This is a genomic window from Neobacillus sp. SRL179 (genome assembly GCF_984799095.1).
Genome location: NZ_OZ481792.1, coordinates 3,256,913 through 3,273,423 on the forward strand (window position 1 = coordinate 3,256,913; position 16,511 = coordinate 3,273,423).

Sequence of the window (16,511 nt, forward strand, 5' to 3'; positions counted from 1 at the left end):
TCATGAACGCTCCATGCGGACTAAGGAAGTATAAAAAAAAGGGTCTTTGTCCTCATAAACGCTCCATGCGGACAAAAACCCTCCAAAAACACAAAATACTGTCCTCAAACTAAGACAAAATTTCGCGTATATCTTCTTCAGTTAAAGTGGAAGTACTTCTCTCCCCCGGGTCCATAATTTCTTCAATCAAGTGTCTCTTTTTGTCTTGCAATTCACTCATTTTCTCTTCAATCGTTCCACGGCTAATAAGCTTTATAACTTGGACGACGTTTTTTTGGCCAATCCGATGCGCCCGGTCAGCAGCCTGCTCCTCAACCGCTGGATTCCACCAAATGTCATAAAGAATGACCGTATCTGCTCCTGTCAAATTAAGACCTGTCCCTCCAGCCTTCAAAGAGATAAGAAAGAAGTCACGTTCGCCCTTATTAAAACGTTCGCAGATTTCTAATCGTTCTTCAGAAGGCGTTCCACCGTCAAGGTAGAAAAAAGGAAGTCCCTCTATCGCGAACTTTTGTCCAATCAGTTTGAGCATTTTCGTAAACTGTGAGAAAATCAGTACCCTTCGTCCCGAAAGCCTGGCTTCTTCGATGATTCTCATCAACCGCTCCATTTTAGCGGAGTGCCCTTTATAACCGTCTACAAACAATGCAGGATGACAGCAAATCTGCCGCAATCGCGTCAAACCAGCAAGAATTTTAATCCGATTTTTCCGGATTGTATCTTTATCAAGATGCTTAAAGGTATCCTCCCTTAGTTTTGCCAAATAGGCAGCATACAGCTGCTTTTGCTCCGGAAGCAGTTCAGCCATTTCCACGAACTCCAATTTATCGGGAAGTTCAGAAGCTACGTCGCCCTTCATCCTGCGCAGCAAAAATGGCCGGCTTCTTCGGGAAATTTTCTTCCTTGAAAGATTGCTGTATTCTTTCAACCCCTTAAATAATTCAGGGAAAACAACATGGAAAATAGACCAGAGCTCTTCAGACGAATTCTCCACCGGTGTGCCCGTAAGTGCAAAACGATGGTTGGCCTTCAATTTTTTTACTGCTCGTGCCGTTTGCGTTACTGGATTCTTAAAGGCCTGTGCTTCATCAAAAAAGAGGGTGTGATAGGTTTGTTTCTCATACCACTGTATATCCCGGCGCAGCAAAGGATAGGAAGTAATGATCACATCCATCTCCAAGGCTTCCTTCCGAATCTGAGACCGTTCTGTCTGATGGCCATCCACAACCAAAGCCTGAATTTCCGGGGCAAACTTCATTATTTCACTCAGCCAGTTATACGATAGTGAGGATGGACAGACAATCAGAACGGGCAGATTCTTTTCACGAATTTCAGCAAGCTCTGATAAAATAAACGTAATGCTTTGCAGTGTTTTCCCTAATCCCATATCATCAGCAAGAATTCCTCCGAAACCATAATGAGCCAGGGTCTTCATCCATTGGTAACCGCGTTTTTGATAATCACGTAAAACTGAGTTAAGAGTGACGGGCACCTCAAATTTCAAACTCTCCGGATTACGGATTGTATCAAGAAAATGGCGGAATGAGTCCTCTATCTTAAGTACTGAACTGTCATCAATCGAATCAAGCAGTGAAAGCCCCTGCATAACAGATACCTCAAAGCTATTTTCCATATCGTCCTTCTGGACAGGTACCGTATTTAAAAAACGTTGAATTTCAGCTAACTCCCTTGTCTCCAACGAGAAAAGCGAACCATTTCGCAGACGATAATATTTCCGTTTTTCCTCTAATGCCTGTAAAATTTCCTTGATCTGAGGTTCAGGGATGCCCTCTAGCTCAAATTTGAATTCAAGCCAATTGATCCGTTCTTTTTTTAACCTCACCCTCAATGCCGGGGGAGTATTTCCTCTAAAGATTCGATTACGTACTGCCGTTGTCGCATAAATTTGGACAAGTGATTGAAGCTTTGGGACAACATGATAAAGGAATTCATATTCTAATTCCTCATTGTGTAAAAAATAACCGCCTTCCGTCTTGGTAAACGAACTTTCATCCATTAATTTAAGAATTTCCGTTTCCTTTTCTTCATCTCTAATAATCCGGGAGCCTGCAAGAATGCTTTCATCTTCCAAAGGATTAACAATAATATTTTCATAGTGAAATTCCAGTCCGGCCAACAGACGATTTTTGACTCTATCTAAATAGAGCTTGGCTTTAAGGGGTGTTTTCATAAACTTTCTTGCAAGTGTTTTAGAAAATTGGACATGACCCAATTTTTTCAATCCTGGAACTACGGTTTCGAAAAAATATTGAATTTGCTCCTGTGGAATCAAAATTTGGTTCGTTCCTGAGGCATCGAGCATCTGTTTAATGTCCGTCAGATGTTGGCAATCCTCAGCTTTCAGGATGATAATCTTTCCCGCTGCGATAACTGATTCATATAAATCCAGAACAACCATCTGGGATAACCCTTGTACGTTTAACAGATAGTGATTATCCTCAGCCTCGGTAAAATTAAACTGAAGCGGCGGCAGTTCATCTGTTAAATGGAAACCATCAAAACTACGGCCGTTAAATTCAAGTTTCACCTTTGGTGCACGTGGCAGAAGGGCTAGCAGTGTTCTCCAAGAAGAAGGGGGAATCACCAACTGTTCAGCCATGTTATTACTAGATAGGCGGGGTTTATTCTGGTCATCGTGAACAATCTGAATGAGATGCTCGATTACGGAATCAGCCTCTTTTTGGAAGCAATGAAGGCTCGGGTTGTAAACAAGCGATGTAGAAAGTTGAGTAGAATGACCTTGTTTTACAGCCTCTAAAAATCTTCTGATATTTCTTACTTTAGTTTGTTCAATTGATAGTTCGATTCCAAGCAGAGAATGCCCTTTTTCGCTAACTAGTTTACAGATAAACTCTATTGAAAGTACTTGTCTATTTTCAAAATGGAGCTGGTGTCCGCTTGAGCGTTTCGGCTGCTGATTAAATATGTTCAATAACCCCTGAGCCAAGTCATTTTGATTCACTGGCGGATTAACTGAAACAATTCCCTTACGCTGCATATGATCAATAGCTAACAAAGCGGCAGCCACATGCTGACAATCTTTTTGGAAGGATGCAAGTTTAGGACAACTGCACGCTGATCGAAATCTTCCGCTATCTCCTTCTCTATCTATGACGACATGGAAATCCTCTGCTCCCTTTACAGTTGCCTCCCATCGGTCCGAATCAATCTGTTCTACTATTACTTTATTGGCACGATAAAAAGCCTCACCTCTCTTGAAGGAGACGGTCCCGCACATTTCTTTAATAATTTTTTGATTTAATCTTAGATTCAAGTCCCTGACTCCTTCCCATGTTAGTCCGAGTCTACTTTATGATGAAATACCATTATACCATTATTAAAAAACACTATGAAAAAAAGCTGCCCTTTTCCGGGCAGCTTTACTACTCAATACGCCGTTAATCAGGCGATGCCGTTTTGGATTTACTTTGAATTTAACACGCGTTTTCCAATCCGCTCAAACAATCTAGGAAACAAAACGTACACCACGCTGCCCATGTTCATCCAGCGCGGGAGATTGATTTCTCTAGTTTTTGTCAGCATGCTGTCCACAACTTTCTGGGCTACATACTCAGGCTGGAGCATGAACCGCTGTACATTTTTAACATAGGTGCCTTGTTCATCTGCAATGTTAAAAAAGTTAGTAGCAATTGGACCAGGGTTCACGGAGGTCACTTGTACATTATAATCAGCAAGCTCCATTCTTAGTGCATTCGTGTAGCCCAGTACCGCATGTTTTGTGGCAGAATAGACACTAGATTTCGGCGTAGCGAGCTTACCTGCCTGTGAAGCAATATTGATGATATGCCCAGACCGCCTTGCGCGCATTTTAGGCAAGACCATGCTGGTGCAAGCCATTAGACCAACTACATTTACGTTAAACATACCCTTAATCTCATCAATGACTGCTTCATGGGCTGCACGAAAAACCCCAAAACCAGCATTATTAACAAGGATATCAATTTGACCAATATGCTCAAAAATTTGTTCAAACACCATTTTTACTTGGTCCGTATTGGAAACATCCAGTTGAAACACATCTATTTTCACCTGGTGTTTTTGCTGTAGTTCCATTTGCAGCATTTTCAATTTATCGAGGCTTCGTGCTAACAAAACCAGATTGGCACCACTTGCCGCACAAAGTTTAGCGATTTCTGCACCTATCCCTCCCGATGCACCAGTAATGACAATATTTTTACCTTTCAATTGTTCCCTAGTCATTTTAACACCTCTATCAGAGTTAATCCCGATCTGCCGATTACTTTGCTTGGTACAGAACAGGCTTAGTATTACTACTACTAATTTCTCCGATTGACGATAAATAGTCAAGCTGGCCAACTGTTTCCGATATAGTTAACATTGGCTCACGCTGATATACGGATGGAAATAGGCGCTGGCAAATTTCAAAAACGGTAAGTTTCTCTTCTTTCAGCCAATTATAGACGGTCATGGCCCGCTCATGCTGTCGTGTGAGTCTGTTTTCAATTAAATCAGCCAATTGATACACTTCCTCCCCATGACCGGTGTAAACGCACTGGATGGGGTAAGATAGCAGTTTTATCATCGAGTGGTTATGCTGAAGCTGCGGCTTTGGCCGTTCTATTTCACCAGGAGCTGGGGGCTCAAGCAATGGATTGGGGGAAATATGAGCTAAAATTAAATCGCCAGCAATCAATACCCCATCCCTTTCACGATAAAGAGCAATTTGACTTTGTGCATGGCCTGGCGTTTCAATTACTTTCCATTCTTGAAGTCCAAGCGGCTTCATCCCTTCAATTAGAGGTGAGGTCAATGAACGATTACATAAATACTTTACCGTTTTCCTCAACTTAGAAAGTAAGGGCAAGTATGTTTCAGGCAATCCAAACTCTTGAAAATTCACTTTAAAAAACTCTTCTTGTACCTGAAAGAATTCCTCAGTCGGATGAATCCATCGTTCATTCAATGGATGGCCATACACCTCTAAAGTGTCCGAAAAGAAATCAAGCATTCCTACATGGTCCGGATGGTGGTGGGTCAAGACCACCTGCTCAATATCGTCAGGACTTACATCAATTTCAGCGAGCTGACTTTTGAATGAATTCCAGCACTCCTCCGTTTTCACCCCAGCATCAACAAGCGTTAAGCGCTCTCCTTTAATCAAATAAACGTTTACATTTCCAACCGGAAAGGGTGTCGGTAACGTAATCTTGGCAATCCCGTTTTTCCATTTTGTCATTTGGAGTACTCCTTTTATTATAGTTAAATAAAGAAATAGTATGGGTGATTGTGAACTTTATGTGTTATATCATATATAAATTAAAGTTTAGCGGCTATTTCCTTGAATGTCATTATTTTTCCATAATTTTTTAGAAAAAATAAAAAATTCGTACAAATTAAATCTTGACAGATAGGTTAATTTTCAAGCATAATCACTAGTAAAATTTACGTTATTAAAAGCGATGAATAAGGCCAGTAAATGTGAAATGGCGAAAGAGAGTGAAATTCAATAGGCTGAAAGATTTCACCGCCCTCTTGAACATTGAACCTACCTTATGAGCATTTAGGAAAACCTAACGCCAATCCAGCGTTATCGGAGTAGAGTGAACCCTTTTTGAAATTAAATCAGGGTAAATGAAGGTGGTACCGCGGAAGCTAGACCTTTCGTCCTTTATGGATGAAGGGTCTTTTTGTTTTTTATAAGACCTAAAAGGAGGAAAAGATGATGAAAAAAATTGCCATTATTGGCGCAGGTTCCATGGCCGAAGCAATCATTTCTGGAATTCTTGAAAATAAGTTAATCGACCGAAAAAATATTTGGGTGACAAATCATGCAAATAAACAAAGATTAGCTTATCTCGAAGATCAATATGGAATTCAAGGTACGTATGATATGAAGACTCTTTTTGAGGATGCGGACGTCGTAATGCTCTCAATGAAACCAAAGGATGCTGCCACTGCAATCAGTAATATCTGCGGCTATTTAACCCAGCAAATGCTGATTGTTTCTGTATTAGCCGGTGTTTCGATGAACACGATTGAAACATTAGCAGGAAAAGCACTCCCTATTGCTCGATCAATGCCGAATACATCTGCCGCAGTAGGAAAATCTGCAACGGCCATTGCCTTTAATGACCGCGTCACAGGTGAGCAGCTTGAAACAACGAAAAAACTATTTGGAACGGTTGGATTAGCCAAGTTTGTGGAGGAAGAACAGCTTGACGCCGTAACAGGATTATCTGGGAGCGGACCTGCCTATATTTATTACCTTATTGAGGCAATGGAAAATAGTGCAGCTGAAATTGGCCTGGAAAGACAGATGGCAAAAGAGCTTATTGTGCAAACTTTAATTGGCGCAGCTGAGATGGTGAAAAACTCCTCTAAATCATCTGAACAATTACGCCGGGAAGTAACCAGCCCAGGCGGGACCACAGAAGCTGGAATTCGCATACTTGAAGCAAATGAAGTGCAGCAGGCCTTTATCTCCTGTATCAAAGCGGCTACCGAACAATCAAAAAAAATGGGGACGGCTTTATCTTCTGACCTTAAAGTGGGGAAAAGCTATTAAACATTGTATGTTTCGCTCCGGTTACCTTAAACTAACGATAAGCCTAAAGAAATTATTATACACTTGGGTTAGGACAATCTTAAAAGGGCGGGGAACATGGACACGATTCTCATTATTTTGTTTACCTTAGGAATCTTTGTTTGGCTTATATTTCTCTTGGACGCTTTAATCGGTTTACGTCATTTAGATTCACTAGAAAAAGAGGATGCATTGGAAAATGGTCCGTTACTGTCTGTAGTTGTTGCTGCACGTAATGAAGAAGACCAAATCAAAGCGAGTATTCTAACACAGTTGGAGCAAACATATAAAAACGTGGAATGGTGCCTCGTGGATGACCGTTCCACAGACAAAACAGGAAAAATTATTGATGAACTTGCAAATAAGGATTCACGTATTAAGACCATTCATATTGACGAACTGCCTGAAGGCTGGCTTGGAAAGAACCATGCCTTATATAAAGGGGCACTTCAGGCTTCTGGAAAGTGGATTTTATTTACTGATGCGGATGTATTATATAAAAGGGAAGCGTTCGCAAAGGCGCTGCATTACTTTGAAAAGCAAAAACTCGATCATTTAACAGCATCCCCTAATTTAAATGCCAGCCATTTTTGGTTAAAATCATTTGTTGCCTTTTTTCTATTCGGATTCTCTTATTATAAGCGCCCTTGGATGGCCAACAATCCCAAATCAAAAATCGGAACAGGCATTGGCGCATTTAACATGGTTTCAAAGACTGCATATGAATCGTTTGGCACGCACGCTGAACTCAGAATGAGGCCGGATGATGATTTACAGCTCGGTATGAAAATGAAGCGAGCCGGCTTCCGGCAGCGAATTGTAACTGCTCTCCATCTAATCGAAGTCGAATGGTATGGGAGCCTGAAGGAAGCCTTTGTCGGACTGGAAAAGAATACCTTCGCTGGATTAAATTATCGAATTAGCATGATCTTCTTTTCTATTTTCGGGGTGTTTGTCACAAATGTTCTCCCCTTCTTGACCATCTTTTCAACAAATCAGATTATTTCCTTACTGAGCCTGGGGAATATTGTCTTTAGTGGATTACTCTATTGGCTGATTATCAAGCGGATGACTGTTTTCTCTCCAGTCTTATTTTTTGTTTTTCCTATTACAGCTTTATTATTTATTTATTCGATTGTACGGGCAAGCTTTCTTACCTTTAAAAGAGGCGGCATTGTCTGGAGGGGCACAACCTATCGTTTAAGTGAATTAAGGGAGAAAGAGTAAAAGCAGAATTTCACATTATTCTTCCATCATTTGCTATACTAGTTGTGTTCAACAAGAATAGACAGGAGGTCATGTAAAATAGAAACAAAATTATTTTCTCCTTATACGATAAAGGGAGTTACATTGAAAAATAGAATTGTCATGGCACCGATGTGTATGTATTCGAGTCATAATGAAGACGGACATGTTCAGAACTGGCACAGAACTCATTATACTAGCAGAGCAGTAGGTCAAGTAGGCCTTATCATTTTGGAAGCCACTGCAGTTACCCCTCAAGGCCGAATTTCACCTCAGGATTTAGGAATCTGGAGTGATGAGCACGTTGAGGGTTTACAGGAACTGGTTGCTCTTATGAAAGAACACGGGGCGAAAACAGGTATTCAACTTGCACATGCAGGAAGAAAAGCTGTATTAGAGGGTGAAATTATTGCTCCCTCTGCCATTGCGTATAATGAAAAATACAAAACTCCAAAAGAAATGACAAAAGCAGATATTGCTGAAACAGTCGAGGCCTTTAAAAATGGTGCTGTAAGAGCAGCCAAAGCTGGGTTCGATGTGATTGAGCTCCATGGTGCCCATGGCTATTTAATTCACGAGTTTCTTTCACCGCTTTCCAATAAAAGAACCGATGAATACGGTGGAACGGCAGAAAATCGTTACCGTCTCCTTCGTGAGGTGATAGAAGCCGTCAAAACAGTCTGGACTGGACCATTATTTGTCAGGGTGTCCGCCCATGATTATCATGAACAAGGGTTAACCCCTGAAGATTACATACCATTTGCCGCATGGATGAAAGAGCAAGGAGTTGATTTAATTGATGTCAGCTCTGGTGCTGTGGTCCCTGCCCATATTTCTGTATACCCGGGGTATCAGGTGAAATTTTCTGAAACGATAAAGAATGGTGCTGACATCTCTACAGGTGCGGTTGGACTCATCACTTCCCCCATCCAAGCAGAAGAAATTTTACAAAATGAACGAGCCGACTTGGTCCTTTTAGCCCGTGAATTGCTGCGTGATCCGTATTGGCCGCGAACCGCAGCCAAAGCGTTAGGAGCAGACATTGATACTCCTGAACAATATAAGCGTGGCTGGCTATAGTCTTACAAAACACAAAACGCACTCACCAACTGATTGGTAGTGCGTTTTAGTTTATTTGAGCGGTATATTAATTTCCTTAAAGTCTTCAGCTATATCCGTATCCGGAAATAATTCCCTTGCTTCGTCAGCTAACTCCTGCCATGCGTGACGATCGTATCGGGAGCTTATATGTGTCAGGCACAGCTGTTTGCATCCAGCGAGTCTTGCCACATCAGCCGCCTGATGGGTAGTGGAATGAAAATAATCATAAGCCAGTTTCTCTTCACCCTTTGAGAAAGTAGCTTCATGAACTAGAAGATCTGCATCTTCCGCAAGTGCAATGGCATTTTGGCAATATCTTGTATCCCCTAAGATTGTAACAATCCTGCCCTTCTGTGATGGTCCAACATACTCACTTGGCTCTATAACCCTGCCATCATCCAGAGTGACAGTTTCACCATTTTTTATTTTTCGAAAAACAGGCCCTGGCTGTACACCAGCTTCCTGCAATTTGTCAGCGAGCAATGTACCGGGATGATCTTTTTCCACAATCCGATAGCCAAAGGACGGAATACCATGTTCAAGCAAACGAGCTTCCACAGTAAATTGATCATCTTTAAAAATCACACCTTCTCCAATTTCAATAACAGTTAAAGGATATTTCAAATAGGTCTGACTCAAAGTAAGACTGACCTCAAGGTATTCCTTAATCCCTTTAGGACCATAGACAGTTACTTCTGATTCCCCTCCTTGGAAAGAACGGCTTGATAAAAGTCCCGGCAGTCCATAAATATGATCCCCATGTAGATGAGTAACAAAGATTTTCTCAATCCGTCTTGGTTTAATAGGTGTATGTAATATTTGGTGCTGGGTTGCCTCACCGGCATCAAATAGCCAAACAGCTCCTCGCTCCTCTAGCAATTTGAGAGCAATTGATGTGACATTTCGAAGTTTTGCCGGCATTCCAGCACCCGTCCCTAAGAAAAATAAATCCATATTACAAGCCCCTCTCTTATCCGGTCGTCAATATGGTTAATATATCACAAACTTATTTTATTTGCTCTTTCAGTACCATTTTTTCCACATAAATTTAATGATATTTTGTTACATGCAATTCAATATATTTGCGAAACCTAACAAAAACAGCTAAATTTAATAATTGTTAAGAAGAAATTACATAGCAGTCTTGAGAAAAGAGGTAATAAAATGGAGCAAAACATGACTTCATTAATTATGATATTTGGTGCAACAGGTGATTTAGCAAAACGGAAGCTATTTCCTTCTCTTTACAGATTATTTACCCGGAATAAATTAGATAAATTTGCTGTCATTGGAGTTGCCAGAAGAACTCTGACAAACGATGAGTTCCAACAATCCGTTAAGGAATCTGTCACCTCAGCATTAGGGAATAAAGAGGATCTTGATGAATTTGTCTCCCATTTCTATTATCAATCACATGATGTGTCAGATTCAGGTTCTTATGTTTCATTAAGAAAATTCGCTGATCAAATTGATGAAAATTATCAACTCGAAGGCAATCGAATCTTTTACTTAGCAATGGCTCCAGAATTTTTCGGGCCAATTGCCCTTCACTTAAAATCAGATGGACTAACAGATGTTAAAGGTTATAAACGACTGGTCATTGAAAAGCCATTTGGCCATGACCTAGAGTCTGCCAAGACCTTAAACAAACAAATTAGAAGTGCCTTTTTGGAAAAAGAAGTTTATCGTATTGATCACTACTTAGGTAAAGAAATGGTTCGTAATATCGAAGTCATTCGTTTTGCCAACGCTATATTTGAACCACTTTGGAATAATCGCTACATCTCAAACATTCAGATTACCTCGAGTGAAACCCTCGGTGTAGAAGAACGAGGCCGCTATTACGAGACAAGCGGTGCATTACGCGATATGCTGCAAAATCATATGCTTCAAATGGTGGCATTGCTTGCAATGGAACCGCCAATAAAATTAACCACTGATGAGATTCGCTCCGAAAAGGTAAGGGTATTCCGAGCACTAAGGACCGTCGAGGGTGAAGAAGTGAATGAATATTTTGTTCGCGGACAATATGGTGAAGGAACCATTGAAGATCAACAGTTACCCAAATACCGTGATGAAACAATGGTAGACAAAGAATCCAATACCGAAACATTCGTGGCAGGAAAAATTATGATTGATAACTTCCGCTGGGCTGGAGTTCCTTTTTACATTCGTACTGGCAAACGAATGGCCACAAAATCTACAAAAATTGTGGTTCAATTTAAAGACATTCCAATGAATTTGTACTATCAACCCGAAAAAATGTTAAATCCAAATCTGCTTGTCATTCATATTCAACCAGAGGAAGGAATAACCCTCCATTTAAACGCAAAGAAAGCTGGCGGGCACTTGGATGCTCAAGAAGTAAAACTAAGCTTCGCTAACACGGGCGTACACGCGATGAACACACCTGAGGGATATGAAAAACTTCTTTTCGATTGTATGCGCGGTGATGCTACTAATTTCACTCATTGGGATGAAGTCGCCTACTCTTGGGCATTTGTAGATAAAATCTCGGCTGAGTGGGAAAAGACAAAAGCAGCATTCCCTAATTACGAATCCGGATCAATGGGACCTAAAGAAGCAGATGAACTCTTAGAAAAAGATGGAAGATTCTGGTGGCCTGTATCGGATTTAGACGTAGATATATGTAAGTAAGAAAAGCGGATAATTTCTTATTAGTGATAAAAAGCGGCACCCTGCCTTACAGCAGCGTGCCGCTTTATTCTTCCACATCCCTTTTATCTGGGAAGGAGCGCAGGAAGTCCTTATTAAAGCTAGTACCTGTCCCAATTTTATGGGCAGGATCAAGATTATGGGCTCCTGCACTTTCAATGATATTTTTCCCGTACTTTTCCCGCAGATTGGAAAGTGTATTTAACAGCGGCTCTTTTTTAGCATCCTTTTCATAAGAAAATAAATCCAACTGTTTGTATGCATGGTCTTGTTCAACTAAATCAGTACCCGTTATCCCCAATAATCGGACTGGATCTCCGTTCCATGATTTTATAAAAATTTGTTTTGCAAACATGGCTATGTCTTCTTTTTGATAGATAGGATTCGGTAACTTTTTACTTCTGGTGATTGTTTTCCTATCTTTATAACGAATGGTAATACTCAAGGTTGAAGCAAGGACATTTTTTCGTTTTATTCGAACAGATACTGTTTCGGCTAATGACTCCAATATGTGAAAAAGTTCCTGCTGGTTACTAATATCTCTGGGCAATGTGGTAGAATTCCCAATACTCTTAAACTCCGAGACCGATTCAGGGTCAACCGGCCGATAATCTATCCCATTGGCCCGCTCTTTTATTCGTGTCCCATTTATCCCAAGCAGCGTTTTAAGCTGGATGTCATTTCCCTTTGCCAAATCACCAATCGTATGAATCCCAATGGCAGTAAGTTTCTCAGCTGTCTTCTTTCCAACTCCATGCATTTCATTTGTGTTTAAAGGCCAGAGGACATACGGTATATCCCTTTTTCTTAAAATCGTTATGCCCATTGGTTTTTTCATATCTGAGGCCATTTTGGCTAAAAATTTATTAGGGGCTATGCCAATGCTGCAAGGAATATCAAGTTGTTCGAATACTCTCTTTTGAATGCTTTCGGCGATTTCAATCGGACTGCCAAATTCAAAACTATCCGTAATATCCATGTACCCCTCATCAATTGACACAGGCTCAACAAGGTCAGTATATTGCCTTAACAATTCAAACATAGCTAACGACACTGTCCGATACCGTTCAAAATTTGGCTTCATTACAATTAATTGGGGACAAAGCTTTCTAGCTTCCCACAACGGCATAGTTGTTTTTACACCTAGCTTTCTCGCCTCATAGCTGCAGGTGACAATAATTCCTCGTCTTTCCTCCACATTGCCGGCAATCGCTAGCGGCTTACCCTTTAGTGTGGGATCATAGGCCATTTCCACCGAGGCATAAAAGCTATTCATATCAACATGTAAAATGACTCTTCCATTCTTCGGATACATTTCCTTCATGCCAGACTGCCCACCCTTAGGATCATTAATTACTGCTTCATTATAGCAAAAAGGAGAACCATTGGCTCTCCTCAGTTAAACACCATTACTGATTTGTGACTTCATCAATAATCGCAATTGTCATTTCTGCCAATTTATACAATTCTGCAACTGGCATACGTTCGTTTGTTGTGTGGATTTCTTCATATCCAACAGCCAAGTTTACCGTTGGAATATCGAAGCCATTAAATACATTGGCATCACTGCCTCCGCCGCTTTTTTGAAGTTCACAGCTGCGGCCAATTTTAGCGGCTGCTTTACGCGCAATCTCGACAACTTGGTCACCTTCACCAAATTTGAAACCAGGGTACATGACATCAATCTTTACTTCTGCCTTACCGCCCATTTCAGCAGCTACTGTTTCGAATGCGTCTTTCATCTTAGCCACTTGAGCCTCCATTTTTTCAGGTACAAGCGAACGAGCCTCTGCTAAAATATCCACGCGGTCGCAAACAATATTAGTTGCTTGACCACCTTCAAAACGCCCGATATTGGCAGTGGTTTCTTCATCAATTCTACCTAAAGGCATTCTTGCAATGGATTTCGCTGCAATCGTTATGGCAGAGACTCCCTTCTCAGGTGCCACACCGGCATGAGCGGTTTTTCCATAAATAACAGCTTGCACTTTTGCTTGGGTAGGTGCTGCCACAACGACATTTCCCACAAGCCCATCACTGTCAAGTGCATAACCATATTTTGCCTTCAACAAGGATGAGTCAATTGCTTTTGCCCCTTGTAAGCCTGATTCTTCGCCGACAGAAATAACAAACTGAATCAGACCGTGTGGAAGATCCTGCTCTTTAAGAAGGCGGATTGTTTCAAGCATGACAGAGATTCCGGTTTTATCGTCAGCACCTAGGATGGTCGTCCCATCAGTCACTACATAGCCGTCCTTAATTGAAGGCTTAACACCTTTTGCTGGGGTAACGGTATCCATATGACAAGAAAAATAAATAGGATCTACTCCTTCTTTTGTAGCTGGGAGTGTACAAATTAGGTTACCAGCACCATGTCCCGTCACTCCCATCGTATCATCTTCAAAAACATCAAGACCTAAGTCCGTAAACTTTTGTTTTAATATCTTTGCAATTTCAGCTTCATATTTTGTTTCTGAATCAATTTGGACAAGTTCTAAAAATTCATTCAAAAGACGTTCTTGGTTAACCATTTATTAACCCTCCAATATTTATGTACTCACTCTATTCAAGTTTAAAGCGCCTGGTTAAAGGCGCTTTAACTTTTTCTATTTTAGTATACCTCTTTCTAGCCGCTATCATCAAATGATAGAACATTGAGCTAATTTGGGTATAAATTTAAAGCGGAATGTTGCCATGTTTTTTATAAGGACGTGTCTCTTTTTTGTTCCTCAGCATTTCCAATGCTTGGATAATTTTAATTCTTGTATCACGAGGGTCAATCACATCGTCAACCATTCCTCTGCTGGCAGCTACATATGGATTGGCGAATTTCTCGCGGTATTCCTCAATTTTTTGCTGTCTTGTCAATTCAGGGTTATCACTATTGTTTATTTCCTTTGCAAAAATAATATTAGCTGCTCCTTGTGGACCCATTACAGCAATTTCGGCATTAGGCCATGCAAATACTAAATCCGCGCCAATCGACTTACTATTTAACGCGACATATGCACCACCATAAGCTTTTCTTAAAATGACCGTCAGCTTGGGCACAGTTGCTTCTGAATAGGCAAATAAAATCTTTGCTCCATGGCGGATAATTCCGCCATGTTCCTGTTTAACCCCAGGGAAAAAGCCCGTCACATCCTCAAATGTGATGATGGGTATATTGAAAGAATCACACGTTCTAATAAATCTAGCAGCTTTATCGGATGAATCGATATCTAAGCCACCGGCCATTACCTTCGGTTGATTACAGACGAGCCCTACTGTTTCTCCTTTAATCCGGGCAAATCCAACTACGATATTTTTGGCAAAATCTTTATGAATTTCCATAAAGGAATCGTCATCTACCACTTGTTCAATCACTTTTCGGACATCATAGGGTCGAACGGCATCAAATGGAATCACATCCATTAAATCAGGACGGTAATCATTTTCTTCCTCTACCTCGAGTTTAGGAGGTTGTTCCTGATTATTTTGTGGAAGATAGCCTAATAGTTTACGAACATTTTGCAGCACGTCCTCTTCGGAATCAGATTGAAAATGGGCATTCCCACTAATGGAATTATGTACATTTGCTCCACCGAGGTTTTCTGCAGTAATTCTTTCTCCTGTTACGGTTTCAATTACCTTTGGACCTGTAATAAACATTTGGCTGGTTTTTTCCACCATAAATACAAAGTCAGTTATCGCTGGTGAATAGACCGCCCCCCCTGCACAGGGTCCCATAATGACGGAAATCTGTGGAATGACGCCAGAATAGATGGCATTGCGATAGAAGATTTGTCCATACCCATCAAGGGAAACCACTCCTTCCTGTATTCTCGCTCCACCAGAATCATTCAAACCGACAAATGGCGTACCATTTTTTGCTGCTAAATCCATGACATTGGCAATTTTTTTGGCATGCATTTCCCCTAAGGCACCGCCAAAGACAGTAAAATCTTGTGAAAATAAATAAATGGGCCGGCCATTTACTTTTCCAAAGCCTGTCACTACCCCATCACCAGGGCTTCTTTGCTCATCAAGACCAAAATCATTCGTTCTATGCTCGATGAACGGACTTAATTCGATAAACGTACCTTTATCAACCAACAGGTCAATCCGTTCACGTGCAGTCAATTTACCTTTTTCATGCTGTTTTTCGATGCGCTCGTCCCCGCCGCCAAGCTCAACACTTCTCCGCCTATCATATAATTCATTTATTTTTTCATAGATATCGATCATTTTACCCCTTCATCCCCTTTTTTTCACAAAGCTCGAATAAGATACCAGATGCTGATTTTGGATGCATGAAGGCAATTTGTGCTCCCCCAGCACCAGGTCTTGGCTCTTCATCAATCAGGCGAATTCCCTTTTCTTTTAATTCTTTTAATCTTGCTTCAATAGATTCAACGCCTAGTGCCACATGGTGAACCCCTTCACCACGTGTTTCGATAAATTTAGCAATGGTACTTTCCTTTGCTGTTGGTTCGAGCAGTTCCAGTTTTGTTTCCCCTGCTTGTAAAAAGGCGACTTTAACTTTCTGGCTGTCCACTTCTTCAATCCCTAATAACGGCAGCTTCAACACATCGGTATAAAAGGGAAGTGTTTCACCAAGAGATCTCACAGCAATTCCAATATGGTCGACTTTTTTTATCATATTTACCCCTCTGTTCAAATATTAAAATTTATTAGACAATTATTGTATTCGTTAAAAAATTCATAAATCCTTCCCAAATTACTAAGTAGTTCCGTTGTTCATTTAGGCTTTTCCTTGTACAATATAGATAAAGTAATTGATAGTGAATGGGGGTTTCCATATTGAAAAAGAAGAAAACTAGGAAAATCATTGTATATTTAATGCTTTTCGCTATGCTTGCCTCAACACTCCTACTTGGAATTGGTGCGTATCTTTCTTAAC

General features: G+C 40.7%; 13 protein-coding genes and 1 other annotated feature. Of the genes, 5 read left to right on the top strand and 8 right to left on the bottom strand.

All coding sequences use genetic code 11. The features are described 5' to 3' along the window. Window positions 1-109: 109 nt before the first annotated feature. The 3 genes from AC4E8C_RS16110 to AC4E8C_RS16120 form a co-directional block, all read right to left on the bottom strand. Window positions 110-3,295: a DEAD/DEAH box helicase gene (locus AC4E8C_RS16110; protein WP_490207668.1), complete on the bottom strand. Its 3,186-nt coding sequence runs from the start codon at window positions 3,293-3,295 to the stop codon at window positions 110-112. A 149-nt stretch (window positions 3,296-3,444) separates the two neighbouring features. Continuing rightward, window positions 3,445-4,242 carry an SDR family NAD(P)-dependent oxidoreductase gene (locus AC4E8C_RS16115; protein WP_490207669.1) on the bottom strand — a complete coding sequence of 266 codons (798 nt, stop codon included), beginning with the start codon at window positions 4,240-4,242 and terminating at the stop codon, window positions 3,445-3,447. Window positions 4,243-4,279: 37 nt separating this feature from the next. Beyond that, on the bottom strand, window positions 4,280-5,239 hold the full coding sequence (locus AC4E8C_RS16120; RefSeq protein WP_490207670.1) for an MBL fold metallo-hydrolase: 960 nt from the start codon (window positions 5,237-5,239) through the stop codon (window positions 4,280-4,282). Between the two features lie 214 nt (window positions 5,240-5,453). After that, window positions 5,454-5,675 (top strand) — a binding site (T-box leader). 50 nt (window positions 5,676-5,725) lie between these two features. Here AC4E8C_RS16120 and proC point away from each other — a divergent pair. The 3 genes from proC to namA all read left to right on the top strand — a co-directional run bounded on the left by proC (window position 5,726) and on the right by namA (window position 8,911). After that, window positions 5,726-6,568, top strand: a complete 843-nt coding sequence (gene proC, locus AC4E8C_RS16125; protein ID WP_490212589.1) for a pyrroline-5-carboxylate reductase — start codon at window positions 5,726-5,728, stop codon at window positions 6,566-6,568. 96 nt (window positions 6,569-6,664) lie between these two features. Next, window positions 6,665-7,813, top strand: a complete 1,149-nt coding sequence (locus tag AC4E8C_RS16130; protein WP_490207671.1) for a glycosyltransferase family 2 protein — start codon at window positions 6,665-6,667, stop codon at window positions 7,811-7,813. A gap of 78 nt (window positions 7,814-7,891) precedes the next feature. Further along, window positions 7,892-8,911 (top strand): NADPH dehydrogenase NamA, encoded by a 1,020-nt coding sequence (gene namA / locus AC4E8C_RS16135; RefSeq protein ID WP_490212590.1) that lies wholly within the window; start codon window positions 7,892-7,894, stop codon window positions 8,909-8,911. 51 nt (window positions 8,912-8,962) lie between these two features. Here namA and rnz read toward each other — a convergent pair whose 3' ends face one another. Then, on the bottom strand, window positions 8,963-9,886 hold the full coding sequence (gene rnz / locus AC4E8C_RS16140) for a ribonuclease Z (protein ID WP_490207672.1): 924 nt from the start codon (window positions 9,884-9,886) through the stop codon (window positions 8,963-8,965). A 210-nt stretch (window positions 9,887-10,096) separates the two neighbouring features. On the opposite strand from rnz, the gene zwf reads away from it, so the two are divergent. Then, entirely contained in the window at window positions 10,097-11,590 is a 1,494-nt protein-coding gene (gene zwf / locus AC4E8C_RS16145) for a glucose-6-phosphate dehydrogenase (protein ID WP_490207673.1), read from the top strand. 64 nt (window positions 11,591-11,654) lie between these two features. On the opposite strand, the gene AC4E8C_RS16150 is transcribed toward zwf, so the two are convergent. The 4 genes from AC4E8C_RS16150 to mce form a co-directional block, all read right to left on the bottom strand. Continuing rightward, window positions 11,655-12,932 (bottom strand): DNA polymerase IV, encoded by a 1,278-nt coding sequence (locus AC4E8C_RS16150; RefSeq protein ID WP_490207674.1) that lies wholly within the window; start codon window positions 12,930-12,932, stop codon window positions 11,655-11,657. 85 nt (window positions 12,933-13,017) lie between these two features. Next, window positions 13,018-14,139 carry a tripeptidase T gene (locus tag AC4E8C_RS16155; protein ID WP_490207675.1) on the bottom strand — a complete coding sequence of 374 codons (1,122 nt, stop codon included), beginning with the start codon at window positions 14,137-14,139 and terminating at the stop codon, window positions 13,018-13,020. A gap of 145 nt (window positions 14,140-14,284) precedes the next feature. After that, window positions 14,285-15,835, bottom strand: coding sequence for an acyl-CoA carboxylase subunit beta (locus tag AC4E8C_RS16160; protein WP_490207676.1), 1,551 nt, complete (start codon window positions 15,833-15,835; stop codon window positions 14,285-14,287). Window position 15,836: 1 nt separating this feature from the next. Then, window positions 15,837-16,250 (bottom strand): methylmalonyl-CoA epimerase, encoded by a 414-nt coding sequence (gene mce / locus AC4E8C_RS16165; RefSeq protein WP_490207677.1) that lies wholly within the window; start codon window positions 16,248-16,250, stop codon window positions 15,837-15,839. A gap of 146 nt (window positions 16,251-16,396) precedes the next feature. Here mce and prli42 point away from each other — a divergent pair, with 146 nt between their 5' ends. Next, window positions 16,397-16,510, top strand: a complete 114-nt coding sequence (gene prli42 / locus AC4E8C_RS16170) for a stressosome-associated protein Prli42 (RefSeq protein WP_490207678.1) — start codon at window positions 16,397-16,399, stop codon at window positions 16,508-16,510. The last annotated feature ends 1 nt before the right edge of the window (window position 16,511 follow it).